Origin of the sequence: Pontixanthobacter aquaemixtae, assembly GCF_009827395.1 — a bacterium.
GTDB lineage: Bacteria > Pseudomonadota > Alphaproteobacteria > Sphingomonadales > Sphingomonadaceae > Pontixanthobacter > Pontixanthobacter aquaemixtae.
In genome coordinates, this window is sequence record NZ_WTYX01000002.1 from 271006 (window position 1) to 296647 (window position 25642).

31 protein-coding genes are annotated in these 25642 nt (G+C 59.1%); 23 read left to right on the plus strand and 8 right to left on the minus strand.

Annotated elements, in window-relative coordinates; all coding sequences use genetic code 11:
* Positions 1-28: 28 nt before the first annotated feature.
* Positions 29-397, plus strand: a complete 369-nt coding sequence (locus tag GRI41_RS10245) for a response regulator (protein WP_160604918.1) — start codon at positions 29-31, stop codon at positions 395-397.
* Here the strand turns inward: GRI41_RS10245 and GRI41_RS10250 are convergent.
* The gene (locus GRI41_RS10250) at positions 394-993 is read right to left on the minus strand and encodes a Pycsar system effector family protein (protein WP_235901195.1); all 600 of its coding nucleotides are present in this window, start codon (positions 991-993) and stop codon (positions 394-396) included. The two genes, GRI41_RS10245 and GRI41_RS10250, sit on opposite strands and share 4 nt — an antisense overlap.
* A gap of 185 nt (positions 994-1178) precedes the next feature.
* Here GRI41_RS10250 and GRI41_RS10255 point away from each other — a divergent pair, with 185 nt between their 5' ends.
* Positions 1179-1418 carry an acyl carrier protein gene (locus tag GRI41_RS10255; protein ID WP_160604919.1) on the plus strand — a complete coding sequence of 80 codons (240 nt, stop codon included), beginning with the start codon at positions 1179-1181 and terminating at the stop codon, positions 1416-1418.
* A 4-nt stretch (positions 1419-1422) separates the two neighbouring features.
* Positions 1423-2649, plus strand: a complete 1227-nt coding sequence (spt, locus tag GRI41_RS10260; protein ID WP_160604920.1) for a serine palmitoyltransferase — start codon at positions 1423-1425, stop codon at positions 2647-2649.
* 88 nt (positions 2650-2737) lie between these two features.
* Here the strand turns inward: spt and GRI41_RS10265 are convergent, their stop codons facing one another.
* Positions 2738-3556, minus strand: a complete 819-nt coding sequence (locus GRI41_RS10265; RefSeq protein WP_160604921.1) for a sterol desaturase family protein — start codon at positions 3554-3556, stop codon at positions 2738-2740.
* Positions 3557-3609: 53 nt separating this feature from the next.
* Between GRI41_RS10265 and GRI41_RS10270 the strand changes: the two genes are divergently transcribed.
* The gene (locus GRI41_RS10270; RefSeq protein WP_160604922.1) at positions 3610-4296 is read left to right on the plus strand and encodes a Crp/Fnr family transcriptional regulator; all 687 of its coding nucleotides are present in this window, start codon (positions 3610-3612) and stop codon (positions 4294-4296) included.
* Positions 4297-4321: 25 nt separating this feature from the next.
* Here the strand turns inward: GRI41_RS10270 and GRI41_RS10275 are convergent, their stop codons facing one another.
* Positions 4322-4972 carry a YqaA family protein gene (locus GRI41_RS10275; RefSeq protein ID WP_235901196.1) on the minus strand — a complete coding sequence of 217 codons (651 nt, stop codon included), beginning with the start codon at positions 4970-4972 and terminating at the stop codon, positions 4322-4324.
* Between the two features lie 276 nt (positions 4973-5248).
* Between GRI41_RS10275 and GRI41_RS10280 the strand changes: the two genes are divergently transcribed.
* Together GRI41_RS10280 and GRI41_RS10285 are read left to right on the plus strand one after the other, a co-directional pair.
* Positions 5249-5761 (plus strand): hypothetical protein, encoded by a 513-nt coding sequence (locus GRI41_RS10280; protein WP_160604923.1) that lies wholly within the window; start codon positions 5249-5251, stop codon positions 5759-5761.
* A gap of 83 nt (positions 5762-5844) precedes the next feature.
* Complete coding sequence (locus tag GRI41_RS10285) at positions 5845-7107, plus strand: DNA-packaging protein (protein WP_235901255.1); 1263 nt, start codon at positions 5845-5847, stop codon at positions 7105-7107.
* Here GRI41_RS10285 and GRI41_RS10290 read toward each other — a convergent pair.
* Positions 7096-7626, minus strand: coding sequence for a hypothetical protein (locus GRI41_RS10290; RefSeq protein ID WP_160604924.1), 531 nt, complete (start codon positions 7624-7626; stop codon positions 7096-7098). The genes GRI41_RS10285 and GRI41_RS10290 overlap by 12 nt on opposite strands.
* 48 nt (positions 7627-7674) lie before the next feature.
* Between GRI41_RS10290 and GRI41_RS10295 the strand changes: the two genes are divergently transcribed.
* From GRI41_RS10295 to GRI41_RS10370, 17 genes are all read left to right on the plus strand, one after another.
* Positions 7675-8832 (plus strand): phage portal protein, encoded by a 1158-nt coding sequence (locus GRI41_RS10295; protein ID WP_160604925.1) that lies wholly within the window; start codon positions 7675-7677, stop codon positions 8830-8832.
* Positions 8829-8954, plus strand: coding sequence for a hypothetical protein (locus GRI41_RS14420; protein WP_268893203.1), 126 nt, complete (start codon positions 8829-8831; stop codon positions 8952-8954). Before GRI41_RS10295 ends, GRI41_RS14420 begins: the two co-directional genes overlap by 4 nt.
* Complete coding sequence (locus GRI41_RS10300) at positions 8951-9340, plus strand: HK97 family phage prohead protease (protein WP_160604926.1); 390 nt, start codon at positions 8951-8953, stop codon at positions 9338-9340. Before GRI41_RS14420 ends, GRI41_RS10300 begins: the two co-directional genes overlap by 4 nt.
* 54 nt (positions 9341-9394) lie before the next feature.
* Entirely contained in the window at positions 9395-10543 is a 1149-nt protein-coding gene (locus tag GRI41_RS10305; RefSeq protein ID WP_160604927.1) for a phage major capsid protein, read from the plus strand.
* Between the two features lie 449 nt (positions 10544-10992).
* Complete coding sequence (locus tag GRI41_RS10310; RefSeq protein ID WP_160604928.1) at positions 10993-11538, plus strand: head-tail connector protein; 546 nt, start codon at positions 10993-10995, stop codon at positions 11536-11538.
* Positions 11539-11707: 169 nt separating this feature from the next.
* Complete coding sequence (gene gp17, locus GRI41_RS10315) at positions 11708-12106, plus strand: tail completion protein gp17 (protein WP_160604929.1); 399 nt, start codon at positions 11708-11710, stop codon at positions 12104-12106.
* A 6-nt stretch (positions 12107-12112) separates the two neighbouring features.
* Positions 12113-12520, plus strand: a complete 408-nt coding sequence (locus GRI41_RS10320) for a phage major tail protein, TP901-1 family (RefSeq protein WP_160604930.1) — start codon at positions 12113-12115, stop codon at positions 12518-12520.
* Entirely contained in the window at positions 12517-12831 is a 315-nt protein-coding gene (locus tag GRI41_RS10325; RefSeq protein ID WP_160604931.1) for a gene transfer agent family protein, read from the plus strand. The genes GRI41_RS10320 and GRI41_RS10325 overlap by 4 nt, the downstream gene beginning before the upstream one ends.
* Positions 12828-13022 (plus strand): phage tail assembly chaperone, encoded by a 195-nt coding sequence (locus GRI41_RS10330; protein ID WP_160604932.1) that lies wholly within the window; start codon positions 12828-12830, stop codon positions 13020-13022. Before GRI41_RS10325 ends, GRI41_RS10330 begins: the two co-directional genes overlap by 4 nt.
* A complete protein-coding gene (locus GRI41_RS10335) occupies positions 13015-13593 on the plus strand; it encodes a tail tape measure protein (protein WP_160604933.1) in 579 nt (192 codons plus the stop codon). Before GRI41_RS10330 ends, GRI41_RS10335 begins: the two co-directional genes overlap by 8 nt.
* An 11-nt stretch (positions 13594-13604) precedes the next feature.
* Positions 13605-15926, plus strand: a complete 2322-nt coding sequence (locus GRI41_RS10340) for a DUF2460 domain-containing protein (RefSeq protein WP_160604934.1) — start codon at positions 13605-13607, stop codon at positions 15924-15926.
* Positions 15923-16738 (plus strand): DUF2163 domain-containing protein, encoded by an 816-nt coding sequence (locus tag GRI41_RS10345; RefSeq protein ID WP_160604935.1) that lies wholly within the window; start codon positions 15923-15925, stop codon positions 16736-16738. The genes GRI41_RS10340 and GRI41_RS10345 overlap by 4 nt, the downstream gene beginning before the upstream one ends.
* The gene (locus GRI41_RS10350) at positions 16735-17148 is read left to right on the plus strand and encodes an NlpC/P60 family protein (RefSeq protein ID WP_160604936.1); all 414 of its coding nucleotides are present in this window, start codon (positions 16735-16737) and stop codon (positions 17146-17148) included. The genes GRI41_RS10345 and GRI41_RS10350 overlap by 4 nt, the downstream gene beginning before the upstream one ends.
* Before the next feature lie 3 nt (positions 17149-17151).
* Positions 17152-19329, plus strand: a complete 2178-nt coding sequence (locus GRI41_RS10355) for a phage tail protein (RefSeq protein WP_160604937.1) — start codon at positions 17152-17154, stop codon at positions 19327-19329.
* Between the two features lie 81 nt (positions 19330-19410).
* Entirely contained in the window at positions 19411-19872 is a 462-nt protein-coding gene (locus tag GRI41_RS10360) for a DUF2793 domain-containing protein (RefSeq protein ID WP_160604938.1), read from the plus strand.
* Between the two features lie 190 nt (positions 19873-20062).
* Positions 20063-21187, plus strand: a complete 1125-nt coding sequence (locus GRI41_RS10365; RefSeq protein WP_160604939.1) for an OmpA family protein — start codon at positions 20063-20065, stop codon at positions 21185-21187.
* Positions 21188-21278: 91 nt separating this feature from the next.
* Positions 21279-21851, plus strand: coding sequence for a superoxide dismutase family protein (locus GRI41_RS10370; protein ID WP_160604940.1), 573 nt, complete (start codon positions 21279-21281; stop codon positions 21849-21851).
* Between the two features lie 9 nt (positions 21852-21860).
* On the opposite strand, the gene GRI41_RS10375 is transcribed toward GRI41_RS10370, so the two are convergent.
* Genes GRI41_RS10375 through hslO form a run of 4 tightly spaced genes read right to left on the minus strand, consistent with a single transcriptional unit; the run spans position 21861 to position 25618 of the window.
* Positions 21861-23480 (minus strand): spinster family MFS transporter, encoded by a 1620-nt coding sequence (locus tag GRI41_RS10375; protein WP_160604941.1) that lies wholly within the window; start codon positions 23478-23480, stop codon positions 21861-21863.
* Positions 23470-24162 (minus strand): 7-cyano-7-deazaguanine synthase QueC, encoded by a 693-nt coding sequence (gene queC / locus GRI41_RS10380; protein WP_160604942.1) that lies wholly within the window; start codon positions 24160-24162, stop codon positions 23470-23472. Before queC ends, GRI41_RS10375 begins: the two co-directional genes overlap by 11 nt.
* Positions 24163-24222: 60 nt before the next feature.
* Positions 24223-24666: a DUF3617 domain-containing protein gene (locus tag GRI41_RS10385; RefSeq protein WP_235901197.1), complete on the minus strand. Its 444-nt coding sequence runs from the start codon at positions 24664-24666 to the stop codon at positions 24223-24225.
* A 58-nt stretch (positions 24667-24724) separates the two neighbouring features.
* Positions 24725-25618 (minus strand): Hsp33 family molecular chaperone HslO, encoded by an 894-nt coding sequence (gene hslO / locus GRI41_RS10390; protein ID WP_160604943.1) that lies wholly within the window; start codon positions 25616-25618, stop codon positions 24725-24727.
* Positions 25619-25642: the final 24 nt, after the last annotated feature.

Consider the following 25642-nt stretch of genomic DNA (forward strand, 5'->3'; position numbering starts at 1 on the left):
CGAACCACGGAGCCGGATGGCACAGGCAATGGCAAAGAGAATACTGGTTGTCGAGGACAACGACCTCAACCGCAAATTGTTTTGCGATGTTTTGAAAGCGAACGGCTATGAAGTGGAGCCGGTCGATGACGGCGAACTCGCGCTCAATGCCGCACGCGCTTTTGCACCCGATCTGGTGATCATGGATATCCAGCTGCCCAATATTTCGGGCATTGATCTGATTGAAACCTTCAGGCTTGATCCGACGCTGGCTGACACGCCGGTCCTTGCGGTGACTGCCTATGCCGGCAAGGGCGATGAAGAACGAATCCGCGATGCGGGCGCGAAAGGGTATTTGTCAAAACCGGTTTCGATCACTCCCTTTATGACGGCAGTGAAAGAACTGGTAGAGGTCTAGGCTGACAGCGCCTCGACCGCGAAAGAGATCACGGTTGCAATCAGCCCGACAATGAAGATTTGATAAGCCACCGCCAGAAAGCGGTATTTGCGCTTCGCCAGCACCTGCCCGTTTTGATAGATGTCATGCATCATCGCGCGGAAAACGGTTTCGTCCGATTGCAGATCATCGAGCACCGATTGCGCCCATTGCTCTTCCTCCATTCCGGCAAAATGGCCGAAGAACAATTTGTTTGGTGTTGTCTTTCCAAGGTCCGGCTTCTTGACCGAAGGCAGCACCGCCATCACCGCGCATAAAGAGCTGAGGAAGGAAAATGCCGCCAGTATCATCAGCGATGGCGGGATCGTTCCGGCAAGCGAGCGGCTGACCGACAGCGAGAACACCAGGAAAGTGGCCCCCATCAAGATCGATGCTTTCTGGTCAGCCATCTGCGACAGCGTCAGCGTGTTGATCTGCGCGGTGCGCATCATGTGAACGGCATGCGCGGAAAAAACGGGTTTGTCCGGCGTCGTATTGATCGTGGTGGCCTGTTTCGCAGGCGCGCCCTGCTTCGCCTTTTTGGTTTGGGGCGGTTTCTTTTCTTCAGATTTGGCCATGGAAACTCCGCTCGCTCATCCCAATTTCACACGCATCGCAGGCTTGCCATTGCGACTAGCGCTTGACAAGCAGGCGTTTGAGCCGCTTTTCGGCCCCATTCACGCCGCTTTTGCAGGGCAGGCGGACAACGCGCCAAAGCTTTTGCATTGCGCGCAATGAGAACTAAGAGATTGGAATTACCCTTATGGATCGTGCCGAAGTCGATAGCAAAATCCGCGAATTGATCGGGCCCTTCAACAAGAAGGATGTCGAGATTACCGACGCGACAACCTTCGTCGGCGATTTTGAATTTGACAGCCTGACCGTGATGGATTTCGTGGCAGAGATCGAAGACGAATTCGACATTATCATCAGCATGAACCAGCAGGCCGAAATCGAAAATTATGGCCAGCTTGTCGATGCCGTGACCAAACTGCAGGGCTGATCAGATGAGCGATGAAACCGGCCCCGGAACGGGCGGAGACCTGTTCAGCAAATTTGATGATATCATTGCGTTGCGCGAAGGCCTGCTCGCTTCAGGGCAGGAAGATCCGTTCAGCCTGGTGATGGAGAAAGTGCTCTCTCCCACGCGCGCTATTTGCAATGGCCGCGAAACGATCCTGCTTGGAACCTATAATTATATGGGAATGACATTCGATCCCGACGTGGTCGATGCGGGCAAGCAGGCGCTGGAAGATTTTGGCACCGGAACCACCGGAAGCCGCGTTCTTAATGGCACGTATCAAGGCCATAAGGAATGCGAAGACGCATTGCGTGAATTTTATGACATGGATCACGCGATGGTCTTCTCGACCGGCTATCTGGCCAATCTCGGGATCATTTCGACCATCGCCGGCAAGGGCGATTATATCATCCTCGATATCGATAGCCATGCCAGCATCTGGGATGGCTGCGCCATGGGCAATGCCGAAGTCGTGCCGTTCAAGCATAATGATATCGAAGCGATGGAGAAGCGGCTGAAGCGCGTACCCGAAGGTGCGGGCAAGCTGGTTATTCTCGAAGGCGTCTATTCGATGCTGGGCGATCTTGCGCCGCTCAAGGAAATGGTCGCGATTGCCAAGAAATACGGCGCCATGGTTCTGGTCGATGAGGCGCATTCGATGGGCTTCATCGGTGAAAATGGCCGCGGCGTGGTGGAGGCCGAAGGTGTGCTCGACGATGTCGATTTCATCATCGGGACATTTTCCAAGAGCGTCGGGACGGTTGGCGGCTTTTGCGTGTCGAACCATCCGAAGTTCGAGATTATGCGGCTGGTCTGCCGGCCCTATGTGTTCACCGCATCGCTTCCGCCGAGCGTGGTCGCAACAGCGGCGACGAGTATCCGCAAATTGCAGCATGCGGGCAACAAACGCGGGCATTTGTGGGAAAACTCCAAACGTCTGCACAAGGGGCTGACCGATCTGGGTTTCCAGCTCGGCACAGCGGAGTGCCAAAGCGCGATTGTTGCGGTGATTATGCCCGATCTGGAAAAAGGCGCGGCACTGTGGGAAGCGCTTTTGAAAGAGGGGCTCTATGTCAATCTCGCGCGGCCACCGGCAACACCGGCGAATATGACCCTGTTGCGTTGCTCGCTCTGCGCCGAACATAGCGACGAGGAAGTCGGTACAATTCTTGGCATGTTTGAACGAGCAGGCAAGGCGACGGGGATTATCTAGCGACTGCCCGGCTGGGCACGGCTATCCGGCTTCTTAGTTCCGCTCTTCGGGGAGATTATTGCGCAGCAGGCTTTGGCTGCTCGACCGGTTACTGTGCCGGATCCATCTCTGTGCCTTGCGGAAATAGCGGCCATGCGAGTTGTTGGCCCAAAGTTGCTTTGGGCAGATTTTCTACGCCGTAGCTCTTGGGATAGGTGCGGGTGATCTTCGCGGTGCCGAACAGCACATCCCAGAAAAACAGCAGATTGCCATAATTGCCTTTGTAATTCGTGCCAGGATCATCGGCATGGCGGCCATGATGCGCATGATGGGTCGAAGGGGTGGAGATGGTGCGTTCGACAACCCACATGATCGGGGACAGCGCCTTGATCTTATACAGCGGCTTGTCCCACGCGACATCGCTATGCGCACCGATAATCACAGTCATTTTGACGATCAAATATCCGGCATAGATCCAGCCCATGCCCATATAAAGAAACGCGCCGCCGATCCAAAGGCCGGGCATAAGTGCGTAATAAATAATGTTGTTTCGATATACGAGGCGGACCGACATGTACCGCGCATTGTGATGCGCGCGATGCAAATTATACAGCCACGGGAATGTGTGGCTGGCGCGGTGCCACCAATATTGCGTCATATCATCGCCGATCAGCAGCAGGGCGATCCCGGCAAAGATATTGATGTTGGCCAGCGCGCCTTCCAGCTGCGGAGCGAACTGCCCCAACAGATAAGCAGAGGTAAGAATGATGGTCGGCTGGGTAACCGCCATCAGCATGATCATGCTCACCGCTTCAACGATCCCGTCATCGCGCGTCTGCTCGCCTTTGCGGAACAAATCTGTCCGCCATAGCTCGAGCAGGGCAAAGCCAAAGAATACGGCGAGAACGGCTATGGATGAATTGGGCATGGGTGGACGCTCCTGTTGTCATTGGCCGCCATAGCCCATATGCGTCACTCGAAATGTCAAATAGCTTACAATCTGATGCGCATTTGCGATCGCTGGTGGTTCCCACCCTGTTTCGCGAGCTGGATGACGATGTGCGCGACAGCTTGCTCGCCAAAGCGCCATTGCGCAGATTTGATGACGGGCAGATCATCCAGCAAAGGGGCGACGATGCGATTGGCTTTTGGGTGATCGAGCACGGAACGGTGAAGATCGGCCAGTTCCGCCTTGATGGCGACTTTCGCGCAATTGCGCTGTTGGTGAGCGGCGATTCCTATGGTGAACTGGCGCTGTTCGCGGCAAGCCCACGCGTCGTCGATGCGATTGCGGACGGCCAGGTTGATCTGCGGTGGATCGACGGGAACTCTTTCGAGCGCGCCATTCAAAGCGATCCGGCAACGATGCGAAGGCTGGTGGGCAATCTGGCTGCGCAATTGCAGGAAGTGCTCGATCTGGTCACCGGATTGGGTCATGCCTCCAGCCTGTCGCGCGTGGCAGCAGTGCTCGCCAATATGGCTGCGACGAAACGCATTCCGGTGATGATCAAGCTGGGCCAGCAGGAGCTGGGCGAACTAACCGGCCTGACGCGGGTAACGGTCAACAAATGTTTGGCGATTCTGGAAGCGCGCGGGGCGCTACACCGACATTACGGGCGGATCGAGATTGTCGATTTCGGGCAATTGCAACGGGCCGCGCAGGCCTGATGGGCCAAGCTGAAAGCACGCAGTGTTAACCGCCGGGAACCACTTCGGTTGCCGCTTCGCATTTATCCTGCACCGCTTCGTTGCCCCCGCTGAAAGAGGTTAGCGCAATGAACCCGCCAACCACCAACAGGATGAAAATGGCGGTAACCGTGCCAAGATATTGATCGATGATCCGTTTGATTGGCGCCCCGAAAAGGCGGAACAAAATGCCCACGGTCATAAAGATCATCGCCCGCGCCGCGAGGCTGGCGAGAATGAAAGGCACCAGAGCCATTTCGATGAAGCCGGCGGTGATGGTGAGCAATTTGAAAGGAACCGGTGTCGCGCCGGCAATCAGGATCGCTTCGACGTCATATTCGCGCAGATAGCATGCCGCGACCGGGAAACTCTCGCTCAGCCCGAGCATGCCGATCAATTGCTGCCCGACACTGTCATAGAGACCCCAACCGATTGCATATCCCAGAAGCGCGCCCGCAACCGATGAAAGAGTGGCCACCAAAGCAAAACGGATCGCCTTGCGCGGTTCGGCCAGGCACATAAGGCCCAGCAACGGATGCGGCGGTATCGGGAAAAAGCTCGATTCGATGAAACAGAAGAACGCGAGCCACCAAACCGCATGCGGATGGGACGCCTTGTCCATCGTCCAATCATAGAGGGCGCGCAGTGCTTTCATCATGGTCTGCGCGCGTTAGAGAAGGCTTGCGATTGCGGCAATGGAAGTTTTTCTGAAAACTCCGCCTCTCGAGAGCGGCCAGTGCGACCTCCGCAGCCCAAACGCTCCCGCCGGGCAACTAGATTGGCGGAGAAATTACAAACGCATGGCAACCGGTGACTGACCCTCAGTTCAGCATCTATCACCTATTTGGTACTTTTGTATTGACATTGTGACGCTCTTTGGTTAGTAAATAGGAACATCGCGATAGACCGATTCGAAAACGGGCGGCCCTCCTTCATGGCGGGTGCGCCCGTTTTGCGTTGGCTCGCGCAGCACGAGGACGAGCCGGTGGTGAACAGGACCAAGATCAAACCAGAACTGAAGACAGGCGAAACCGGTCCGCTCAACCGCCATTGGCGCGATCTGTTTCTCGATATTCTGGCAGAAACTTCGAATGTCAGCGAAGCCGCGCGGCGGGCCGGAATCAATCCGAGCCGGGCATATAAGCTGCGCCGCGAAGAAGAAGGCTTCGCGCGCTCGTGGCGGGCGGCGCTGATCGAAGGATATGAGCATCTCGAGCTCGACCTGCTTGCCCGCCTGCGTTCGGGAGAGGCCAAGGATGGTCCCCGCCATGACAATGCCGCCGCTTTGCGATTGCTCGCTCTGCACAAGGATACAATGGCGCAGGAAAATGCGCAGCGGCTGGGCATGGATAGCAACCGTGCACGAGAAATCATCGAAGGGAAGCTGGAAGAATTGCGCCAGCGCGTGATCGCGCGCCGCCAGGCACGGGGCGATACCACCCAGTGAGCAAAAGGAAGGACGCGGATCGCGATGATCTTGATTTCATGCACGAAGTGGAGAAGCGCGATCGCACTCATGTCACGGCCTCAATGGATGGCACCGACGCGCGCATTGCCGCACGCGACTGGGACAATCTGTTTTCGTTGACGGCGCATCCGGGCCAACTGCCTCCATCTGGCGATTGGCGGGTGTGGCTGGTGATGGGCGGGCGCGGCTTTGGCAAAACGCGGGCGGGCGCAGAATGGGTCCGCTCGATTGCCGAAAGCGATCCGTTCGCGCGGATCGCGCTGGTTGCAACTTCTCTCGGGGAGGCACGCAGCGTTATGGTCGAAGGTGAAAGCGGGCTGATCGCCTGCTCTCCGGCCGGGCAGCGCCCCAAATTCGAGCCTTCGCTGCACCGGCTGCGTTGGCCCAATGGTGCGCAGGCAATCCTCTATTCGGCCGCCGAGCCGGAAAGCCTGCGCGGGCCGCAGCACAGCCACGCATGGTGCGACGAGATCGGCAAATGGCCACAGGCGCATGACCGCGCGGGGCAATGCTGGAACAATCTGACGCTCGGGCTGCGGCTCGGCAAAGAACAGCGGATCGTCGCCACGACCACCCCGCGCAATACCGCGCTGGTCCGGCGGCTGATTGATAGCGAAAACACGGCAATTTCGGGCGGCCCGACCAGGGACAATGCGCTCAACCTGCCGCAAACATTTTTGACCGCGATGGAGCAGGAATTCGGCAATTCGCTTCTCGCCCGGCAGGAACTGGGCGGTGAATTGATCGAGGAAATCGAAGGCGCTTTATGGAGCCGCGCGCTGTTGGAAAGAAGCCGCGCTGACGCCGCTGTCGCTGACTATGTCCGGATCGTGGTGGCGGTGGATCCACCCGCTTCTTCAGATGGCGATGAATGCGGGATCGTTGTGGCTGGGCTGAGGAATGATGGAAGCAGCGTGGTGCTGGCCGACTGTTCGGTATCGAAAGCTTCGCCCGAACGCTGGGCGCGGGCGGTGGCTGATGCAGCACAAATCTGGGCCGCCGACCGGGTGGTTGCCGAAGCCAATCAAGGCGGCGCAATGGTCGCCAGCGTGCTGCGTGCGGCGGAGATTTCGTTGCCGCTCAAGCTGGTGCATGCCAGCCGCGGCAAAGCGGCCAGAGCCGAACCGGTTGCCGCGCTTTACGAGGCCGGACGGGTCAAACACTGCGGCACTTTCGCCGCGCTCGAAGACCAGATGTGCGCTCTGATGGCGGGCGGCGGTTACGAAGGCCCCGGCCGCAGCGCCGACCGCGCCGATGCGCTCGTATGGGCGCTGACGGAGTTGATGTTGGGGCAGCAGGCGAGGCCGCGGATTTCAGCGATCTAGGTGATTTATGTCGGCTACGAATTCAGCCTCGTTGGCGAGAAACACCAACACTGCGTCGAGATCATCTTCCGATTTCCGGGTAAACACAAAATGCATGACCAACGGCGCTGCCAGCATGATTCCAATGAATGGAAGAAGAGTCCATCCGCCCGGCTCAAGCTTGTCATCAAACCATGAGGCAAGAAGGGAAATCACTGTGGACGTGAGAACAAAATACCACATAGCGTAGAAGATGTAAGCGGAAGCAGGAGCCCTGTACTTCGCCTGCAGCCTGGTAGCTCCTAACTCGTCTACCAGCCTGCCCGCCAAGACCGGCTTGGCGCCGTAGTCGAAGAACCAAGCAACGGTGTATGACAACCTAACCCGCCCGAACCACGCCCAACCCCGCACGCCATCCGCGAATGGCCAGTACCAAGGCGGGGTTGCATCATTGATCCGCTGCTCGACGTCGGCGAGCGGAAGCCTGGATATCAACACAACGCTCTGACCGACAAAGTAATCGAAAAGTTTCATCGCCACGAGATGATGCCGTGCTCCACGCCTTTCGGCAAGCCAAGGGAATAGTTTATGTCTTTCCTCTCAACCATCGCTTCCGCCTTTAAAGGCGGGGGCGGAAAACGTGTGCCTTTGGCGCGCGGGTTTGTTTCGCCCTGGGCGGTTGCTTTCGATGGCAGCAGTCCGCGGGCACCGTTTGATTATGGCCGCGCGATCCATTCCAGTTTTGTCGAAAATCCGGTGGCGCAGCGCGCGGTACGGATTGTCGCGGAAGGTGTAGGAAGCGCGCCGCTATCAGCCAGTGACAGCGCGCTTGCCGATCTGGTGAAGTGCCCGAGCGCGGGGCAGTCGCTGATCGAAACGCTGGCGATGCATGTGCTGTTGCACGGCAATGGCTTTGTCCAGATTATGAAGGATGCAAGTGGTCAGCCGGTCGAGCTCTATGCGCTGCGCCCAGAACGTGTTTCGGTGGTGGCGGGCGAGGATGGTTGGCCAACCGCATATCATTATCGACTGGCCGACCGGACGCTGACAATCCCGCTGGAGGACGAGGCCGGCTGGCCCAACATCATTCACCTTAAGAGCATTCACCCCGGCGATGACCATTACGGCGCGGGCAGCCTTGCCGCAGCCGAACAGGCGGTCGCGATCCACAATGCCGCGAGCGAATGGAACCGGTCCTTGCTCGAAAACGCCGCGCGGCCATCGGGCGCACTGGTTTACGAAACCGGCGATAGCGGCGGGCTGACCACCGACCAGTTCGAGCGGCTGAAGTCCGAGCTGACCGCCGCCTATGCCGGGCAGGCCAATGCGGGACGGCCAATGCTGCTCGAAGGCGGGCTCGACTGGAAAGCCATGTCGATGAGCCCGGCAGACATGGATTTTGCCACGCTCAAAGCCGCCGCCGCGCGCGACATCGCGTTGGCTTTTGGCGTGCCGCCGATGCTGCTCGGCCTGCCGGGCGACAACACCTATGCCAATTACCGCGAGGCCAATCGCGCGCTGTGGCGGCTCACGCTGCTGCCGCTCGCCGGCAAAATTCTCGGCGGACTGCAGCAAGGTCTTTCAAGCTGGTTTGCCGATGCAACACTCGCGGTCGATCTCGATCAGATCCCTGCTCTGTCAGAAGATCGCGAGCGTTTGTGGTCGCAAATTTCCACCGCCGAATTCCTCAGCCGTGATGAAAAGCGCGCGATGATCGGGCTTGAACCCAAAGGAGAAAGCGCATGACAATTTTCAGCAAGATCAAGCCCGCATCAGCCAGGGCCATCTCAAGATGGCGCGCCCTTGGCCAGATCGCGCCGCTTACCCTCGGCTTTGTCGCCGGGCTTTGCGTTACGCTGGTCCTATGAGATTTGCCGGCTATGCCGCTTTGTTCGGCACACCCGATGCGGCGCAGGACACGGTAGAAAAGGGCGCGTTCCAGCGCACGCTTGTCCGGCGATCGGCCCCGTTGCCGCTCTTCTGGCAGCACCGGCCCGACCAGCAAATCGGCTGGGTGGTGACCGCGAGCGAAGATCAGCGCGGTCTGCGTATCATTGCGGAGATCGACAATCCCGATGGCAAAGCCGCCACCCTGCTGAGCGGGCACAAAGTCAGCGGTCTCAGCTTCGGATACCGCGCGCGTCGGTACCGGAAAAACGGCACCGGCCGCCGCCTCGAAGAAATCGACCTGTTCGAAATCAGCTTGGTCACGCACCCACTGCAACACGGCGCGCGCGTTCACATGATCGCCTGAGCAACCACCACACTCCCTGTCTTTTCACTCCCCCAAACGAAAGGCCCATTCCCAATGGATGACACCACTCTTTCCACTTCCGACACTGCCGATCAGCTCGACGCCAGCTTCGATATCGTCGCGCGGCAGGACAAGACCGAGCAAGACATTTCCTCGCTCCGCAGCGATGTCGATGAGGTGAAAGCCCGCCTCGACAAAGTCGCCAAAGCAGCCGCACGCCCTGCCCTGTCTGGCACGAGCGCCAGCGCCGAAGTCAAAGGCTTCGTCGATGGCTATCTGCGCCATGGCCGCGAACATGAAATCAAATCGGTCAGCGGACAGACGCCCGCCGATGGCGGCTATGCCGTACCGCAGGAAATCGATGCGGTCATTGCCCGCGAATTGACCGAAATCAGCCCGATCCGGGCCATTTCGCAAGTGGTCCAAACCGGCAGCGCAGGTTACCGCAAGCTTGTCTCGACAGGTGGTACTGCCAGCGGGTGGGTCAGCGAAACCGCCGCCCGGCCCGAAACCGACACGCCGCAATTTTCGGAAATCGCCCCGCCCACGGGCGAGCTCTACGCCAATCCCGCGGCAAGCCAGGCCATGCTCGACGACGCGGCATTCGATCTTGAAAGCTGGCTGGCGAGCGAGATTGCGATGGAATTTGCCCGCGCAGAAGGCGCAGCCTTCGTCAGCGGATCGGGCAGCGACCAGCCCGCAGGTTTCCTCAGCGCGCCCACTTCAACCGCCGAAGATTCCGCGCGCGCGTTTGGCACGCTGCAATATATCGGCAGCGGCGATGATGCGGGGCTGGGTTCCAATCCCGAAATCAGCCTGATCGATCTGGTCCACACGATGAAATCGGGCCACCGCCAGGGCGCAAGCTTTGTGATGAACTCTTCGACATTGGCCGAAGTTCGCAAGCTCAAAACCACCGACGGTGCATTTCTGTGGCAGCCCGGGCTGGTCGATGGTCAGCCTGACCGGTTGCTTGGATACCCTGTGGTCGAAGCCGAGGATATGCCCGATATTGCAACCGGCGCATTCCCGATTGCATTCGGCAATTTCCGCCACGGCTATCTGATCGCCGAACGCAGCGCGACACAGATCCTGCGTGACCCGTTCACCAACAAACCTTTCGTGCACTTCTATGCAACGAAGCGCGTAGGCGGCGGGGTTCTCGATAGTGCAGCGATCAAGCTGCTCAAGATCGAGAGCTAGTGCCGCCCCGGCGAGGTTGAGCCCCCCTTCTCCCTCGCCCCTCCCGCACCCGCATCGCCGCATGCCCCTCCCGCGCGCGATGCGGGTGCGATTTGTTTGTTCAGCCTCAAGCGCCGGCGTTCGCGTCCGCTCACTAGGCTATCCTCGCTTTCGCTCCCAGACGGCCGCTGCGCTGCGGGTGGCCGGTCGGCCGGTCGGCCTTGCGGTCCGTCCGTTGGCGGACCGGATCAATGCAATACTGAGATGGCTTGGAATGGTCCGGTCAGCGACAGCTGATCGCAAGCGCGGAGTCGAAGCCGAAGGCGCAGACGGCCAAAGGCCACCTGCACGCGCGTCGCCCGGTAGGGCGGGAGCCTAAGGGAGCGAATGCGACCGCCGGCGCTTGAGGCAAAACAAACAAGTTTCCGGCGACTGAGGGACCAAACAAACAACTCTCAAAAGGACGCATTATGCGCCGAACCATTATCACGCCTGCCGAGCTTGGCGGGGCCGCATTGGACGAGCTGAAGCAATGGCTCGCTATCACCACAGATTTGCAAGATGCTGCGCTTACGGCGCTGCTCGAAGCCAGCGTCGAAAGCTGCGAAGCCTTTACGCGGACTATGCCGCTTTCGGTCACGGGCGAAGAAATTCTTCCTGCGCGGCGCGACTGGCAATCGCTATCGACACAGCCTGTTCAGGCGATCACCGGCGTTGACGGCATTCCCGCAGAAGGCTCTCGATTTGCTCTCGGTTCCGATGCTTACGAAATCGAACTCGAAGCCGATGGCAGCGCGTGCGTCCGTGTTCTTCAGCAAGGATCGGCTGGCCGGATCGCTGTTCGCTTTGTCGCCGGTCTGGCGCCCGGTTGGGGGTCGCTACCCGAAGGGCTGAAGCATGGCATCATCCGCCTTGCCGCAGCCCGCTATCGTGATCGCGATAGCGGTCAATCGGCCTCACTGCCGGACAGCATAACCGCTTTGTGGCGCCCGTGGCGCAGAACGCGCCTGACGTGATCAGCGCGCAGATTTCCAAAGGTGCGCTCGATGTTACGCGGCGGCTGGCTGCAAGGGCAAAGCGTATAGCAATTGCTCACGGTGAGAACGCGATCCGTTCGCACCGCAGCGACCCGTCGCGTTGGCGCAAGGCCCGGCTGCTCTGGCCGCTTTTCAGAAAGGCTGATTGATGGAAACGCTTTTACGCGCAGCGTTAGTTGACTGGCTGCGAAACGATCCGTCGCTTTCCGGAGTGCTCAACGCGGTCGAGGAAGAAAGCCCGGTTCGCGCCAGTCCGCCATGGCTGGGCATCGCCGCCAGCGCCTCTATCGACTGGAGCACCAAGGGCCGTGCAGGCCGCGAAGTCCGGATCGCGGTGGAGCTAAACACCCGCGGCGATGAAATTGCCGCAGATGGCGCATTGGTCCGCGCAATCGAGCAGCGGATCAGCGCGCTCCCGCGCATACAAACCGGTTTTGAAATCGCAACAATCGTGTTCCTGCGCGCACGCGCTGAACGGCGCGAACGCAATCTCCGCGCGGTACTTCTCGAATACCGGTTCCGCATCCTTGAAACTACTTCGGAGTAACTTTCCATGACAGCACAAAAAGGTTCTGCCTTTCTCCTCAAGATTGGCGACGGAGCGCAGCCGCCTTCCTATGAAACCGTTGCCGGTCTGCGCACCACGCAAATGTCGATAAATGGCGACACTGTGGTGGTGACCAGCAAGGAATCGGGCGGATGGCGCGACCTCCTGTCGGGCGCGGGGACCCGATCGGTGTCGGTCAGCGCCAGCGGAATCTTTCTCGGCAGCTCGGCCGAAAACGGGATTCGCGCGCACGCGCTTGCCGGGACAATCGATGATTACGAATTGTCTTTCGAGGATGGCGAAAAACTGCGCGGTCGCTTCCTGGTCCAGCGTTTGGACTATGCCGGCGATTTCAACGGCGAACGCAATTACACGCTCCAGCTGGAAAGCTCCGGGGCGGTGGTGCCCGTATGACGCACAGCGCCAATAGCTATCGCGGCGAAGCCACGCTGACTGTGGACGGAACACCGCAAATCTTGCGCCCCAGCTTTGCCGCTTTGGTCAGCGCGGAGGACGAACTTGGTCCGCTGTTTGCACTGGTCGAGCGCGCCGGTGACGGCCAGCTTAAATTGGCCGAAATGGCGGGATTGTTCTGGCACTGTCTTGAAGCGCAGGATCAGTTCACGCGCGACCAGATCGAGGCAGCAACAATCGAAGCCGGGCTCGCCGGATGCGCAAAGCCGCTGCGCGCGCTGCTGGGCGCAATTCTGCAGGGCGCGGGATGACAGAACTATTCGGGCCGCGCGCGGCGCAGCTCGCTGGACTGGCCGCACAAACGCTCGGCTGGCGCCCTGCCGAGTTCTGGAACGCCACACCGCCCGATCTGGCTCTTGCGCTGAAGGAATTAGCACCGGCGAAAGGCGGCCTGTCACGAAGAGAGCTCGACTCCTTGTTGGAAAGCGAACGCGATGGATGAACATATCGACGAATTGCTGATTGATGTGCGCGCCAGCACGCGCGGATTTGCAGAAGACATCGCTCAAATGCGCGGCAGCGTGGACAGCGTTTTGGGGGAAGGTTTCGGCAGGGCCGGCAATATTCTCGAAAGAGGCCTGCTTTCCGCCCTTCGCAAGGGAAGCCTGGGCTTTGAAGATCTGAAACGCACGGCAACCCAGGTGCTCGACCAGATTGCGGCGCAGGCTTTGCAACTGGGTCTCGACCAGATTTTTGGCGGCAGCCAGGGGTCGGGCGGATTGGGCGATATTTTTGGCGGACTGGTTGGATCTTTGTTCGGCCTGCCGGGCAGAGCAACCGGAGGTCCGGTTTCGCCCGGGCGCGGCTATCTGGTCGGCGAACGCGGGCCGGAACTGTTTGTCCCGACAAGCGCGGGACGCGTCGAGACAATGCAGCCCGCGCGCGCGGTTGGCCGCGATGTCCGCATCGCGATCCAGTTGTCGCAACCGCGCGGAACCAGCGCCCCGGTCGCCCTGCAACGATCCTCGCGGCAAGTGGCAAGCGCGGTACGCCGTGCATTGCTCTCAATCTAAAGGAAGCTCCGATGGCATTTTGGCTGGCTCGCCAACGACGCGGGCAGGAAAGCGACCATATTCAGCGCTTCGATCCGCGCTTCTGGACCGTCAATTTTCCGCGTCCGATGATGGCCTCTGTGGTCACCCAGGGTCCCGACGAAATCAGGGTAGATTGCGAATTTCATCACGAGGGCGAGCTGGCCGGGCTGATCTGGGAAAGCGAGGATACACTCGATCACCCGCTGCTCGCCTACGCTACCGACCGTGACTATGCCCGCACGACTTTGCGCTTCCATTGGCAATCGAGCGGGCTCATTCCGCTCGATCAGCCAAACGGGCCGACATTGACGATCGAAGGGCGCGACCAGGCAGGCGTTTCGCGCAGCTGGTATGTCCGCCTTTGGAACTATGCCTCGGGAGATCCGCACAGCGCCCAGATCACCCTGCCCTTTTCAGAGCTTGAAAGCGGCTATGGATTGCCCGGTGAACCGGTCCACCCCGGTGACATCGACCGGATGTTTATATCGATGGTTCCGCCCGGCTATGCGGCGGGCAGCGATCTGCCACTGCCGCAGCGGGCAAACGCCACTGTCACACTGAGCGGGATTTCTTGCGACGGAGATCGCCCGCTGCTGGAAATCGGTGATGTGATTTTGCCGCCGCATGAAGAGCAAATCGCGACCGGCTATGATGACGCCTACAACCAGACCCCGGCGCGGCTGCTGCGCAATATCCGCGGTCTCGGCTATCGCGGGCGAATATTGCACTATGTCGGGATGAGCCATTTTTTCCGGCTGGAACCGGGAGAAGGCCGCTTGATTGCCGCCGCCAATGGCCAGCTTTGCGTGCCCGCCTTTCGGTGGCATCGCGGTTTTTATACGGGCGCAGCCGAGCAGGGCTTTGAAGTTATCACTTCGCTTTCCTACGAATTATTCGCTGACCATTGCCCCGCCGCTTGGCAGCAGATTGCCCATGACGGAGAGCCCGCGCGGACCGGCTGGGTTCCGCCCTCTGCGCTGTTATCGCCGGCCAATTCGCAAGCGATGAACTGGCTGCAATCGACCGCCCAGTTCTTCGTCGTGATCGTGCAAATGGCCGGGCTTCCCGTGCTCTTCCAGATCGGGGAACCTTGGTGGTGGGTCACGCCAGAGGGCAAGCCATGTCTGTACGATGCCGCCGCGATCGCAGAGTTTGGCGGTTCGCCACCGACGATTGCTTCGATGAAAGAACCGCTCTCGCAGGTCCAGACCGATTTGCTCGATCAGGCGGGCACGCTTTTGGCCCAGTCGACATTCGATCTGGCGCAGGCGGTGCGCGATGCGGCCAATGGCTCTGCCGAAATTTTGCTGCTGGCTTTTACGCCCACTATTCTCGACCCGGACATGCCCGAAGCAAAGCGGGCAAATGTCCCTCTTGAGTGGGCGTGGCCTGCATTCGACCGGTTGCAGCTTGAGGATTACGACTGGCTCACCTCCGGTGCGGACGCCTTGCGGCGGGCCGCCAATTCCGAATTTGATACGCGGCTGGGTTATCCGCTTGAGCAGCAAGACTATCTTTCCGGCTTTGTGCTGAGCGCGGAGGATGCAGATGCCTACTGGCCGCGCATCGATTCCGGTCTTGACCAAGCGAAGAAGCGGGGAATTTCGCACCGCTTCGTCTGGGCGCTCCCGCAAATTACCCGCGATGGCTACACGCGCCTCGCCTTGACAGAGGACGATGAAAAGCAGGCTTTCGACGACATTCTCTACCCGCTTGCGCTGGGCCGCGACACGGGCGTGAGCCCCGAATTTTCAACTTCGGTTGCGGTCACAGCATCGGGCCACGAGCGGCGCAATTCATTGTGGTCCGATGCGCGTTTGCGGTTCGATGTTGGTCCAGGGATCCGGTCCGAAGAAGAGCTCGGGACGTTGATCGCGTTCTTTCGCGCACGCCGCGGCCCCGCGCGCGGTTTTCGGGTGACCGATCCTTTCGATTTCAGTTCGAACGGGATGACCGCGACCCCTACTGCGCAGGATCAACTGCTCGGAATGGGTGATGGCACCACATCCAGCTTTGCATTGACCAAAACCTATGGAGATGTGCCCGAGCCGCAGATTCGCCCGATCACACGGCCACGCATCGAGACGCTGTCGGTCAGCATTGATGGCACAATTTCGAACGAGTGGACATATAGCACAGAGGACGGAATCACTTTCACCCAGGCGCCAGAGGAAGGAGCCGAGATTCGCGCAGGTTTCCTGTTCGATGTGCCTGTTCGCTTCGCCGAAGACCGGCTCGACATCACCGGAGCAAGCTTTGCCGCTGGAGAAGCCCCTTCGGTCCCGCTGGTCGAAATTCGCGAGGCATCATGAGCCACGTTTTCTTTCGAAAAGAGCTGGAGGGCGTCGCCAACTTCTGGCGCATTTTCCGGCGCGATGGTGTGACGTTGGGATTCAACAGCCACGACCGCGATCTGTGGTTTGACGGCATTCTGCATCGCGCGGCGCCCGGGATGGTTCCCAGTGCGATCCGCCGGACCGCTGATCTATCGCCCGACAGCGTCGAGGTCAGTGGCGTTTTGTCGCACAGCTCGATAGGCGCAGAGGACCTCGCCGCGGGACGGTTCGACAATGCCGCGATCATCGTGGGCGCGGTCGATTGGGAAACGCTCGATCGCGCGTCGCTATATAGCGGGAAGTTGGGAGCCGTGACCGAAGATGGGGCGAGCTTCACCGCAGACCTCCATTCGGCCAAGGCAGCGCTCGATTGCGACCATGTCCCGCGAACCAGCCCCACCTGCCGCGCCGCGTTTTGCGGGCCCGGCTGCACATTATCTGCGGCCAAATTTACGACAGAAGCAGCCGCGACCAGCGTTGATCCGAACGCAAACAGCGTCACCTTTTCGGGCATCCAAAATGATCTGTTTGTCCATGGCGAAGTCCGCTGGCTGGGCGGGCCCCATGCAGGAATGCGGATGCAAGTTCTGGCAGACCAGAGCGGTGCATTGCTGTTGGACACCCCGCTATCGACCGACATCCAAACCGGTGCACGCGCGATATTGACGCAGGGTTGCGATCATCTCTTGGCAACATGCTCTGCCCGGTTTGGCAATGCGGTCAACTTCCAGGGCGAGCCATTCTTGCCCGGCAACGATTTGCTCGCGCGATACCCATTGCCGCGATGAGCGATGCGAGAGAGGCCTTTGCCGCTGCAGCAGAGGCTCTGGTCGATACGCCATTCAGGCTTCACGGCCGCAGCACAATCGGCGGGCTGGACTGCGTTGGCCTTGTCGAAATTGCTCTTAAGCAAATTGGCAGGTGCCCGGTCCCGATACCCGCTTACGGATTGCGGAACGCCAACTATCACTTTGTTCCGTCATTTGCCGCGCGCAACGGCTTTGCAGAGGCCCGGCCACCCGCCATTCGTGGTGATGTGGTCGCCACCCGGCCCGGACCGGCTCAACTCCATTTGCTGATCGCCATCGGCACCGACGAGTTTGTTCACGCCCATGCGGGCCTGCGCCGAGTCGCCCGATTGTCCGGCCCATTGCCATGGCCGAAAACGCATCATTTCCGCCTGAAAGAGGACGATTAGATTATGGCCACTTTGGCGCTTGGTGCTTTGGGCACATTGTTCGGCGGTCCCGTAGGCGGGGCGATCGGCGCGCTTGCGGGCAGGCAGATCGACGCGTCCATAATCGGCGGCAGTACGCGCGAAGGCCCCAGGCTGGAAGATCTGACCATCACCACGTCAAGCTACGGCAGCCCGATCGCCAAACATTATGGGCGCATGCGTGTTGCCGGGACCATAATCTGGGCCACCGATTTGCAGGAAAATCGCGAAACAACCGGCGGCGGCAAGGGCAAGCCCAAGACAACTAGGTTTAGCTATTCGACCTCGCTCGCGGTCGCGCTTTCGAGCCGCGCGATACACAGCGTGGGCCGGATCTGGGCTGACGGAAATCTGCTGCGTGGTGCGTCGGGTGACTTGAAAACAGGCGGGCAGATCAGAGTTTATGCGGGCCATGGTGATCAGCCGGTCGATCCCTTGATCGCGGCTGACAAGGGCAGTTCTGCGCCAGCCTTTCGCGGTTGCGCTTATGTCGTGTTCGAGGACTTGCAGCTTGAGGATTTCGGCAATCGGATTCCCGCGCTTTCCTTCGAGGTGTTTGCCGACAACGATGCGCTGACTCTCGAAGGGTTGATTGGGCCGTATGTAGCCGAAGCGACTGGTGATGTTGATCTCGCGAGCCTGGCGGGGTTCTCCTACTCGGGCGGATCGCTGCGCGATGCGATCAGCACTATAGGACAAGTCTATCCCATTTCGGTTTCGGCCAAGGATGAACACATATCCTTTCTGCCAAAACGGCTGGACCCAGCCCAAGCAGTTGCACTTGGTGAAGCGGTCCCGGCATGGACCGATGGCGATTTTGGGGACGCCGACGGTGCAAGCAGAGAGCGATCGACCGGAGCCAGAGTGCCTCCCCAAACGCTGCGCTATTACGATACAGACCGCGATTACCAGCCCGGCACGCAAAGGGCGCATGGCCGCGCGCCAGTAGGAGCCATCTCCGCGATCGAGTTTCCCGGCGCATTGACACCCGCCAATGCCAAATCGCTGATCAACAACGCCGCGCTGCGATCGGGAGACCTTCGCGAATCGCTGCGGTGGCGGATTGCGGAACTCGATCCTGCACTGGCGCCGGGCGCGATTGTGTCTGTGCCGGATATCGCCGGATATTGGACCATCGAAGGGTGGGAATGGCGTGATCGCGGGGTCGAACTGGACCTTGCGCGCGCGCGGGCCGAATCTATCCCATCAGCCTCTGGTGACGCGGGTTTCCCCGCCTTGCCAGACGATCTCCTGCCCGAACCCACTCACTTGCGTGTTTTCGAACTTCCTTGGGATGGCGCGGGTGCATCGGGTGATGTGCATATCTATGCGGCTCTCGCTGGCGAGACCGAAAAATGGTCAGGTGCCGCCTTGTTTGCGGGGGCCAACGGACCGCTTGTTCCCTTGGGGCCAAGCGGTCGCGCGCAAACCGCCTTGGGCGCGCTGGTAACTCCGCTCGCGCCGTCGCAATCGGTCCTGTTTGAACCTGTGGCAGCGCTCGAGGTCGAGCTGATTGCGCCTTCCATGACCTTTGCGTCCAGTGATCTCTCCGGAATTGCCAAAGGGCAAAACCGCCTTCTGATAGGCGAGGAAATTGTCCAGTTCGCGACCGCGGAACAGGTCTCGCCGGCGGGTTGGCGTTTGCATGGATTGCTTCGCGGGAGAGGCGGCAGCGAACATTCCGCCGCCATTTCCCATCCGGCCGGATCGCCCGTCACTTTGCTGGGAAGCCAATTGGTTCCACTCGACACCTCGCTTGTTTCGCAAAGTTCATCCGATGCGATTGCGGCTATCGGACGGGGCGATGAAGAACCGGTCGTCGCGGCGATTGGCAATTCGGGAATGGCTCTGCGGCCGCTTTCGCCGGTCCATCCGAAAATCACATCACTTGCCAATGGTGATTTGTTAGCGTCCTGGACCAGACGCGCGCGCGGCGCGTGGAACTGGCCTGACCATGTTGAAACGCCGTTGAACGAAGAGTCAGAACGGTATCAGATTGGTATCGGCAGCACTTTGGCCCCTGATCTTTCGTGGGAACTGGGCAGCACAGATATCACAATTCCCCAGAGCCAGCTCGCAGCCCATTTGGGCAAAGACTTATGGGTGAAACAGATCGGGCGCGCTTCGCGGTCCCATGCGCTCTTGCTCGGCACGATTCCCTGATCGTGCCGGCGAATCCATGGATTGCAAGCGATTCGCTAGCTCAATCCGTTCCCAACAACGCCCGCCGAAAGGACATCCATAATGGTCGACCCCATCGAGTTCACCGAAACCACACCACGCTTCAAGCTTCCTTTTCTGTTTACAGGTCAATCGCAGAAAGAGTTTTACGTCAATGAAGCGCATGCAATCGCGGACCTTCTGATCCATACTGCTGTCGTGGAGGAATTGACCTCTCCACCCGCTTCTCCTGCAGATGGGGGAATCTGGCTGGTCGGCCCCGGCGCGAGCGGAGAATGGGAAAGCCACGATGGCTGTTTGGCAGGCCGGCAGGCAGGGACATGGAAGTTCGTGACTCCGGTCGAAGGCATGCGAGTGTTTGACGAATCGGCCGGTCAGACGATCATCTACAAATCAGGGTGGATCAGGCCGACCGCGCCCGATTCGCCAACAACCGGCGCGGTGGCCGATGCGGAATTGAGAATCGCTTTCGGCGAGCTAATCGAAACCCTTAGGAATGCGGGAATTTTTCCGGAAACGAGTTAGGAACCACTCGCCTCCACATGCGTTGGTGAGCAAATCGGGGTCGAAAAGCCCCGTATTTCGAGTCCAACCGTGCAAAGAGAGGCATTCTTGCAACAGTTTATTTCATTGATTGCTTGCCTCTCTCAGCGGGAAAAGTTAGATGAACCGCTACTCGGTGGCTCTATTTCGCTAATATAAGGGGAATTACATAATGCGGAAACTCGTCATAGGCATGGCGATGGCTTCAACAGCCCTTGCTTCGCCTGCACTCGCCCGCGACGGTCAATGGTATGTCGAGCTCGGTGGCGGCCCGATGCTCATTGAAGACGTCGAATTCGATGTAGACAATGGGACCGGTGAAATTACTGCCGATACCCAAGAAGGTTACGACTTCGGTGGCGTAGTTGGTTATGACTTCGGTGCGTTCCGCCTCGAAGCTGAAGCTAGCTATCGCGAAGGCGATGTTGACGCGATCAGCGCAACCGTTGGCCTTCCACGCGATGTTGCACCAAACCAAACCGGCCCAGGCACTTTTGATGCCGCTGGTGACGTTAACGTGCTGAGCTTCATGCTGAACGGTCTTTTTGACTTCGGTCCAGACGATGGCCTTCAAGGTTTCGCTGGCGCCGGTATCGGCGTAGCTCGCACTGATGCGCAAGCTTCGATCGACCGTCGTTACCCTCAAGTTGTTGACGATTCGGATACAGGTCTGGCTTGGCAACTGCTTGCTGGCGTTCGCGCTCCATTGAGCGACAGCTGGGATGTTGGCCTGCGTTACCGCATGTTTACAGCCGAGAACGTGGATTTGGTTGACCAAATCGGTCGTAACCTGGACGGCAAGTTCCGTTCGCACTCGATCCTAGGTACGCTGACATACAACTTCGGCGGCGAGCCAGATCTTCCACCACCACCACCAGTGGTTCAAACACCTCCACCACCGGTTGTGACACCTCCACCGGTTGTGACACCTCCTGCACCACCACCGTGCAACAAAGGTCCATACATCGTGTTCTTCGAATGGGATCAGTCAGACATTACGCCTGAAGCTGCAACCATCCTGAACAACGCTGTTTCGGCTTATGCAAATTGCGGTATGGCTTCGGTTATGCTCGCAGGTCACACCGATACTTCGGGTTCACAGCGCTACAACGATGGCCTCGCCAAACGTCGTAACGCCGAAGTAACCAGCTACCTTGCTGGCCGCGGTATCCCAAGCGACCGGATCTCCAGCGAAGCGTTTGGTGAGAACCAGCTTCGTGTTCCAACCGCTGACGGTGTTCGCGAACTGCAAAACCGTCGTGTTGAAGTGAATTACGGTCCAAACGCGGGCATGTAATTTCGCCAACGCGAAAACAAAATTAAAAAGGGGCTGGAGCAATCCGGCCCCTTTTTTGTTATGGCTTCTATAAATCCAATCGGAGGTATTTATGAAGCTCACCAAATTCGCTCTTGCCGCTAGCCTAGCTACCGCACTCACCGCATGCTCTGGCCAAGGAGAGAATGCTCCGGGCGCGGGAGACTCTGACGATCAGGCAGTGCAGACACCGAACCGTATCGCCTATGGCGATCTTGCGCTTGGTGACGGCAGCGAAGCAGGCGCCGTGAAGATCGTATCAGATGGCCAAGCCATCAAGCTCCTCGTCGCGGCACAGAACCTGCCGGAAGGCACCCACGGCTTCCATTTGCACGAAACGGGCTCTTGTGAAGCCCCTGACTTCGCATCAGCCGGTGGCCATCTCAATCCGCTGATGAAAAGCCATGGGACCGAATCAGCCGACGGTGCGCATGTCGGCGATCTCCCCAATCTGGTGATCACAACGGACAAAGACGGACCGCAGGAGTTCGCCCTGCAAGGAAGCGAACAACAGATCTCCGACTGGATTTTTGACGCAGATGGTACCGCCGTGGTGATCCACGCCGACCCTGACGATTACAAAACCGATCCTTCGGGCAATGCCGGGGCCCGGATCGCCTGTGCCGTCCTTACGGGCGGCGACTAGGCGAGCCCGTTAGCCGGCATCGGCTGGCAGGACTTCACCCGCAGCCACCGCCCGCTCCTTAACCGTTCTGGCCGCCGCCGGAACCAGCTTTAGCGCCGCGAGCAGGAGCACGAGCCCGATCGGGAGTGCGATCAAGGTGCTGATCATCCCAGCAGACAAATTGTCTCCATTGGTCGCGGAGACATAGCCTGCCATGAACGGTCCGATCCCCAACCCGATCAAGGTTGTCGCCAAGAAGAATGTCGCCGTTGCCATGCCGCGCATACGCGGAAGGACCAAGGCCTGGCTGCTGGCAGCTGCTGCGCCGAGCGCCGATGCCCCGAACATTTGTGCGAAAAAGCTGGCGACATAGAAGATCACCAGCTGATCGGTGGTGAAGGCGATGTAGAGCGGTAGCGGTGCCGCAACCAAACCGAACAGCACCACCCAAATCCGTCCATCTTCGCGTCGCTCAAGCAGGTAATCCGCCATGCGTCCACCCAGTATGACCCCCGCAAACCCCGCCAGTGCCGACGGCATACCAAGGAACCAGCCCAGATCACTCTTGTCTGCGCCCAATGCACGTTCGGCATAAGGTGCGCCCCAATAGGACGCAGAGTAAGCCATGAAGGCAACCATGCCGTAGCCAAGAATGACCAGCAGGAATGCCGGTGAGCCCCAGGTCAATTTGAAAGTGGGCAAATCCCGAGAGCGGAGCGACATTGCCCAACTGAACACGGCATAATAGCCCACGCCGAGGAACAGCCATTGGTCTGAAAACGCGTCAAAAATTGACGCCTGGCTGGGGACCAGCCGCGACAGAAGAAATGCAAGTCCGGCGAAACCAAGCGCCGCAGCGACATTGATTGCAAAGGCAGCCGGTCCGCGCAGCGCGGCACCAACAAAGGTGAATGGCGGAATAACTTGCAACAGCTCTTGGGCAAATCCCTTGAAGGGCTGCGGATCCTCGGGCGTCGGCAGTCCATCAATCGCCCCGCGCACCGGCTCGCGCAAAGTCAGCACCCATATCGCAAGAATCAAGCCCGGCAGGCCGACCGCCAGGAATGCCGCTTGCCAACCCGCCAGGCCTAGTGGGCCGCCATCAGGATAGGCTTCGTTCCAATTCTCGACGACCAGTGCACCGATCCACAGCGAGATACCGCCACCGATATAGAGGCCGGAAGAATAGATCGCCAAAGCCGTTGCGCGAAGCCGCGCGGGAAACCAGTCTGCAATAAGCGAGTAGGCGGATGGGCTGGCAGTCGCTTCACCGACACCCACGCCGATACGTGCCACGGTAAGAGTGGTTGCATTCTTTGCGAAGCCCGAAAGCGCAGTCATTGCCGACCACAAGGTCAGGCCGAGCGCCATCAAGCGAACTCGTTTCCAGCTATCCGCCAGCTTGCCCAGCGGAATGCCGAATAGCGAATAGAATACCGCAAAGGCTGTTCCGTACAGGAAACCGAGATAGTCATCCCCGACGCCCAAATCGGCTTTGATGTCATTTGCCAGAATTGACAGGATCTGCCGGTCGATAAAATTCAGCACATAGATAATGACAAGCACAGAAAGCGCATACCAGCTGTAGCTTGGAACTTTCTGTTCGCCGCCAGCCACGCTCGCAGTCGCGGCACCATCGTCATTTTGCATAAATTGTCCCATCCTCAATGCCTGCTTCGGCAAATCCCTTCTGCCTCAATCGGCAGCTGTCGCAAACCCCACAAGCTTCGCGATTTTCTGTCGGGTCATAGCATGACCAGCTCAGCCCTGTATCAAGCTTTAACCGGGCCGCCTCGCGGGCGATATCAGCTTTGGTCATATTCTCGAGCGGGGTGTTGATCCGAAACGGCCCATCCTCAACACCGGATTTGGTTCCCAATCGCGCCGTCTCGGCAAAGCTGGCGATAAATTCGGGACGGCAGTCGGGATAGCCCGAATAATCCAGAGCATTCACTCCGATAAAAACATCGTGTGACCCGGTTGTTTCGGCCCAAGCGAGAGTAAGTGAGAGAAACACCAAATTGCGCGCGGGCACATAGGTCACCGGAATATCATCTCCGACGCCGCTCTTTGGTACTTCGATGTCATCAGTTAGCGCAGAGCCCCCAAAGGCGCGCAGATCCAAAGGCAGGATGACGTGTCGCTTGCAGCCGAGCATTTGTGCAATCTGTTTAGCAGATTCCAATTCAATCCGGTGGCGCTGCCCATAGTCGATTGTGAGAGCATATAACGCAAAGCCCTGCTCACGCGCCAACGCGGCTGAGACCATCGAATCAAGCCCGCCCGAGAGCAGCACAACCGCAGATTTTTGGGGTGAAGAATTGTCGCTCATTGCCGACGGGCTAGTCGCAATCACTGCCACTCGCAATCCCGTACAACGATCAAAAGCAAACTAACCGGTGCAGCTACCGATCCTGCGCGCTTCCGCAGTGAATTGAAACGGGCTTTCGTTGGTTGTCCCTTGCCCTTCAATCTGCACCAGCGATGATGTCTCGCGCCGGATACTGGTCCGGCCATAGCCGTTGCCACTGCAAGTATATTGCACGGTAACCTCGTCGGGGCTGTCTTCGACAATGAAACGTTTGCAAGACGATCCTGCATGACGAAGCTGTAACAGCTCGCGTCCGGTCCGAACGCAAATCTTGCGCGATTCCCCTTTGGCCCGGTTGCGGATTTCCCACTGCCCCTTCTGCAGACCATCCAGCATCGCAAGAGTAGGGGCCTGTGCAGTGGCGGGAATCGCAACACAAACGCATGCAGACAGAGCTGCAAACACAGCAGCCAGACCGCGAATTGGCGGTGTTGCCATTGCCTGTTTGATTGTCCTGCGTGTCATAGTCTCTCGCATATCACAAATTGTGCCTTGCCCAGAAGCAATATTCGTTCGGCCGCTCCTACGCCGCAATCGGGAACACTTTGGAACAAAACGCACAATCGACCTGAATGATCCCGTGTTCGTCTTTCATTTCCTCGCGCTCGCTTGCTGAGAACCGGCCGATCAGTTCCTGATAGTGCTCGATCGAGCAGCGGCAGCCGCGCCGCAGGTCCGCACCCGGCTGCACCCGGATTTCGTCCTCTTCATGGAACAGCCGCCAGATAAGTTGATCAAGCGATAGCGCGCTGTCGACCAATTCTTCATAGCGCGTGCTGCCCGCGAGCACCGATACATGCTCCCACTCGGGATGATCGAGCCGGGCATGCAAGCGCTCGCGACCCTCTTCGCCGTCGGGCAGATGCTGGACCAGCAGCCCTGCGGCGACGCAGCTATTACCGGCGGAATGCACCGCGATTTTGATCAGCGTCGGGATCTGTTCCGACTGGATGAAATAGGCTTCGCATGCAGCCGATAGCGTATCCCCTTCCAGCGGTACGATGCCTTGATAGCGCCCCCCCTTACCCGGCCGGTCGAACGTGATCGCAAGATAGCCTTTGCCGAAAAGCGCAAAGAGCGACGGATTGGCACCAAGTTCCGCCAGCCGCGCCGCGTCAAAATCGACATATCCGCGAAGCTCGCCCTCTTTGAAATCGCAAGCGAGAAGGCGCACGACTCCGTCTTCGGTCTGCGCTTGCATTGTCATCTGCGCGCCTTCTTCCTTGAGAAGGCCGCCGATTAACGCCGATAGGACCAGCGCTTCGGCCAGCAAATGGGTGATCGCTGGCGGATAGTCATGCGCCGACAGAATCGTGTCGAGCACCTTGTCCAGACGCACCGCGCGCCCGCGCGCGTTGCGACCCGGGAGAGTAAAGCCCAGCAGTTGATCGCCAAAAATCTCGGATGGTTCGGTCATGACCCGAATATGGGGTCATAGCGG

Bases quoted from the DNA above. Each gene is read 5' to 3' on its own strand.
- GRI41_RS10245 (WP_160604918.1), top strand. From the start codon at position 29: ATGGCAAAGAGAATACTGGTTGTCGAGGACAACGACCTCAACCGCAAA.
- GRI41_RS10250 (WP_235901195.1), bottom strand. From the start codon at position 993: ATGGCCAAATCTGAAGAAAAGAAACCGCCCCAAACCAAAAAGGCGAAG.
- GRI41_RS10255 (WP_160604919.1), top strand. From the start codon at position 1,179: ATGGATCGTGCCGAAGTCGATAGCAAAATCCGCGAATTGATCGGGCCC.
- spt (WP_160604920.1), top strand. From the start codon at position 1,423: ATGAGCGATGAAACCGGCCCCGGAACGGGCGGAGACCTGTTCAGCAAA.
- GRI41_RS10265 (WP_160604921.1), bottom strand. From the start codon at position 3,556: ATGCCCAATTCATCCATAGCCGTTCTCGCCGTATTCTTTGGCTTTGCC.
- GRI41_RS10270 (WP_160604922.1), top strand. From the start codon at position 3,610: ATGTCAAATAGCTTACAATCTGATGCGCATTTGCGATCGCTGGTGGTT.
- GRI41_RS10275 (WP_235901196.1), bottom strand. From the start codon at position 4,972: ATGATGAAAGCACTGCGCGCCCTCTATGATTGGACGATGGACAAGGCG.
- GRI41_RS10280 (WP_160604923.1), top strand. From the start codon at position 5,249: ATGGCGGGTGCGCCCGTTTTGCGTTGGCTCGCGCAGCACGAGGACGAG.
- GRI41_RS10285 (WP_235901255.1), top strand. From the start codon at position 5,845: ATGGATGGCACCGACGCGCGCATTGCCGCACGCGACTGGGACAATCTG.
- GRI41_RS10295 (WP_160604925.1), top strand. From the start codon at position 7,675: ATGTCTTTCCTCTCAACCATCGCTTCCGCCTTTAAAGGCGGGGGCGGA.
- GRI41_RS14420 (WP_268893203.1), top strand. From the start codon at position 8,829: ATGACAATTTTCAGCAAGATCAAGCCCGCATCAGCCAGGGCCATCTCA.
- GRI41_RS10300 (WP_160604926.1), top strand. From the start codon at position 8,951: ATGAGATTTGCCGGCTATGCCGCTTTGTTCGGCACACCCGATGCGGCG.
- GRI41_RS10305 (WP_160604927.1), top strand. From the start codon at position 9,395: ATGGATGACACCACTCTTTCCACTTCCGACACTGCCGATCAGCTCGAC.
- GRI41_RS10310 (WP_160604928.1), top strand. From the start codon at position 10,993: ATGCGCCGAACCATTATCACGCCTGCCGAGCTTGGCGGGGCCGCATTG.
- gp17 (WP_160604929.1), top strand. From the start codon at position 11,708: ATGGAAACGCTTTTACGCGCAGCGTTAGTTGACTGGCTGCGAAACGAT.
- GRI41_RS10320 (WP_160604930.1), top strand. From the start codon at position 12,113: ATGACAGCACAAAAAGGTTCTGCCTTTCTCCTCAAGATTGGCGACGGA.
- GRI41_RS10325 (WP_160604931.1), top strand. From the start codon at position 12,517: ATGACGCACAGCGCCAATAGCTATCGCGGCGAAGCCACGCTGACTGTG.
- GRI41_RS10330 (WP_160604932.1), top strand. From the start codon at position 12,828: ATGACAGAACTATTCGGGCCGCGCGCGGCGCAGCTCGCTGGACTGGCC.
- GRI41_RS10335 (WP_160604933.1), top strand. From the start codon at position 13,015: ATGGATGAACATATCGACGAATTGCTGATTGATGTGCGCGCCAGCACG.
- GRI41_RS10340 (WP_160604934.1), top strand. From the start codon at position 13,605: ATGGCATTTTGGCTGGCTCGCCAACGACGCGGGCAGGAAAGCGACCAT.
- GRI41_RS10345 (WP_160604935.1), top strand. From the start codon at position 15,923: ATGAGCCACGTTTTCTTTCGAAAAGAGCTGGAGGGCGTCGCCAACTTC.
- GRI41_RS10350 (WP_160604936.1), top strand. From the start codon at position 16,735: ATGAGCGATGCGAGAGAGGCCTTTGCCGCTGCAGCAGAGGCTCTGGTC.
- GRI41_RS10355 (WP_160604937.1), top strand. From the start codon at position 17,152: ATGGCCACTTTGGCGCTTGGTGCTTTGGGCACATTGTTCGGCGGTCCC.
- GRI41_RS10360 (WP_160604938.1), top strand. From the start codon at position 19,411: ATGGTCGACCCCATCGAGTTCACCGAAACCACACCACGCTTCAAGCTT.
- GRI41_RS10365 (WP_160604939.1), top strand. From the start codon at position 20,063: ATGCGGAAACTCGTCATAGGCATGGCGATGGCTTCAACAGCCCTTGCT.
- GRI41_RS10370 (WP_160604940.1), top strand. From the start codon at position 21,279: ATGAAGCTCACCAAATTCGCTCTTGCCGCTAGCCTAGCTACCGCACTC.
- GRI41_RS10375 (WP_160604941.1), bottom strand. From the start codon at position 23,480: ATGCAAAATGACGATGGTGCCGCGACTGCGAGCGTGGCTGGCGGCGAA.
- queC (WP_160604942.1), bottom strand. From the start codon at position 24,162: ATGAGCGACAATTCTTCACCCCAAAAATCTGCGGTTGTGCTGCTCTCG.
- GRI41_RS10385 (WP_235901197.1), bottom strand. From the start codon at position 24,666: ATGACACGCAGGACAATCAAACAGGCAATGGCAACACCGCCAATTCGC.
- hslO (WP_160604943.1), bottom strand. From the start codon at position 25,618: ATGACCGAACCATCCGAGATTTTTGGCGATCAACTGCTGGGCTTTACT.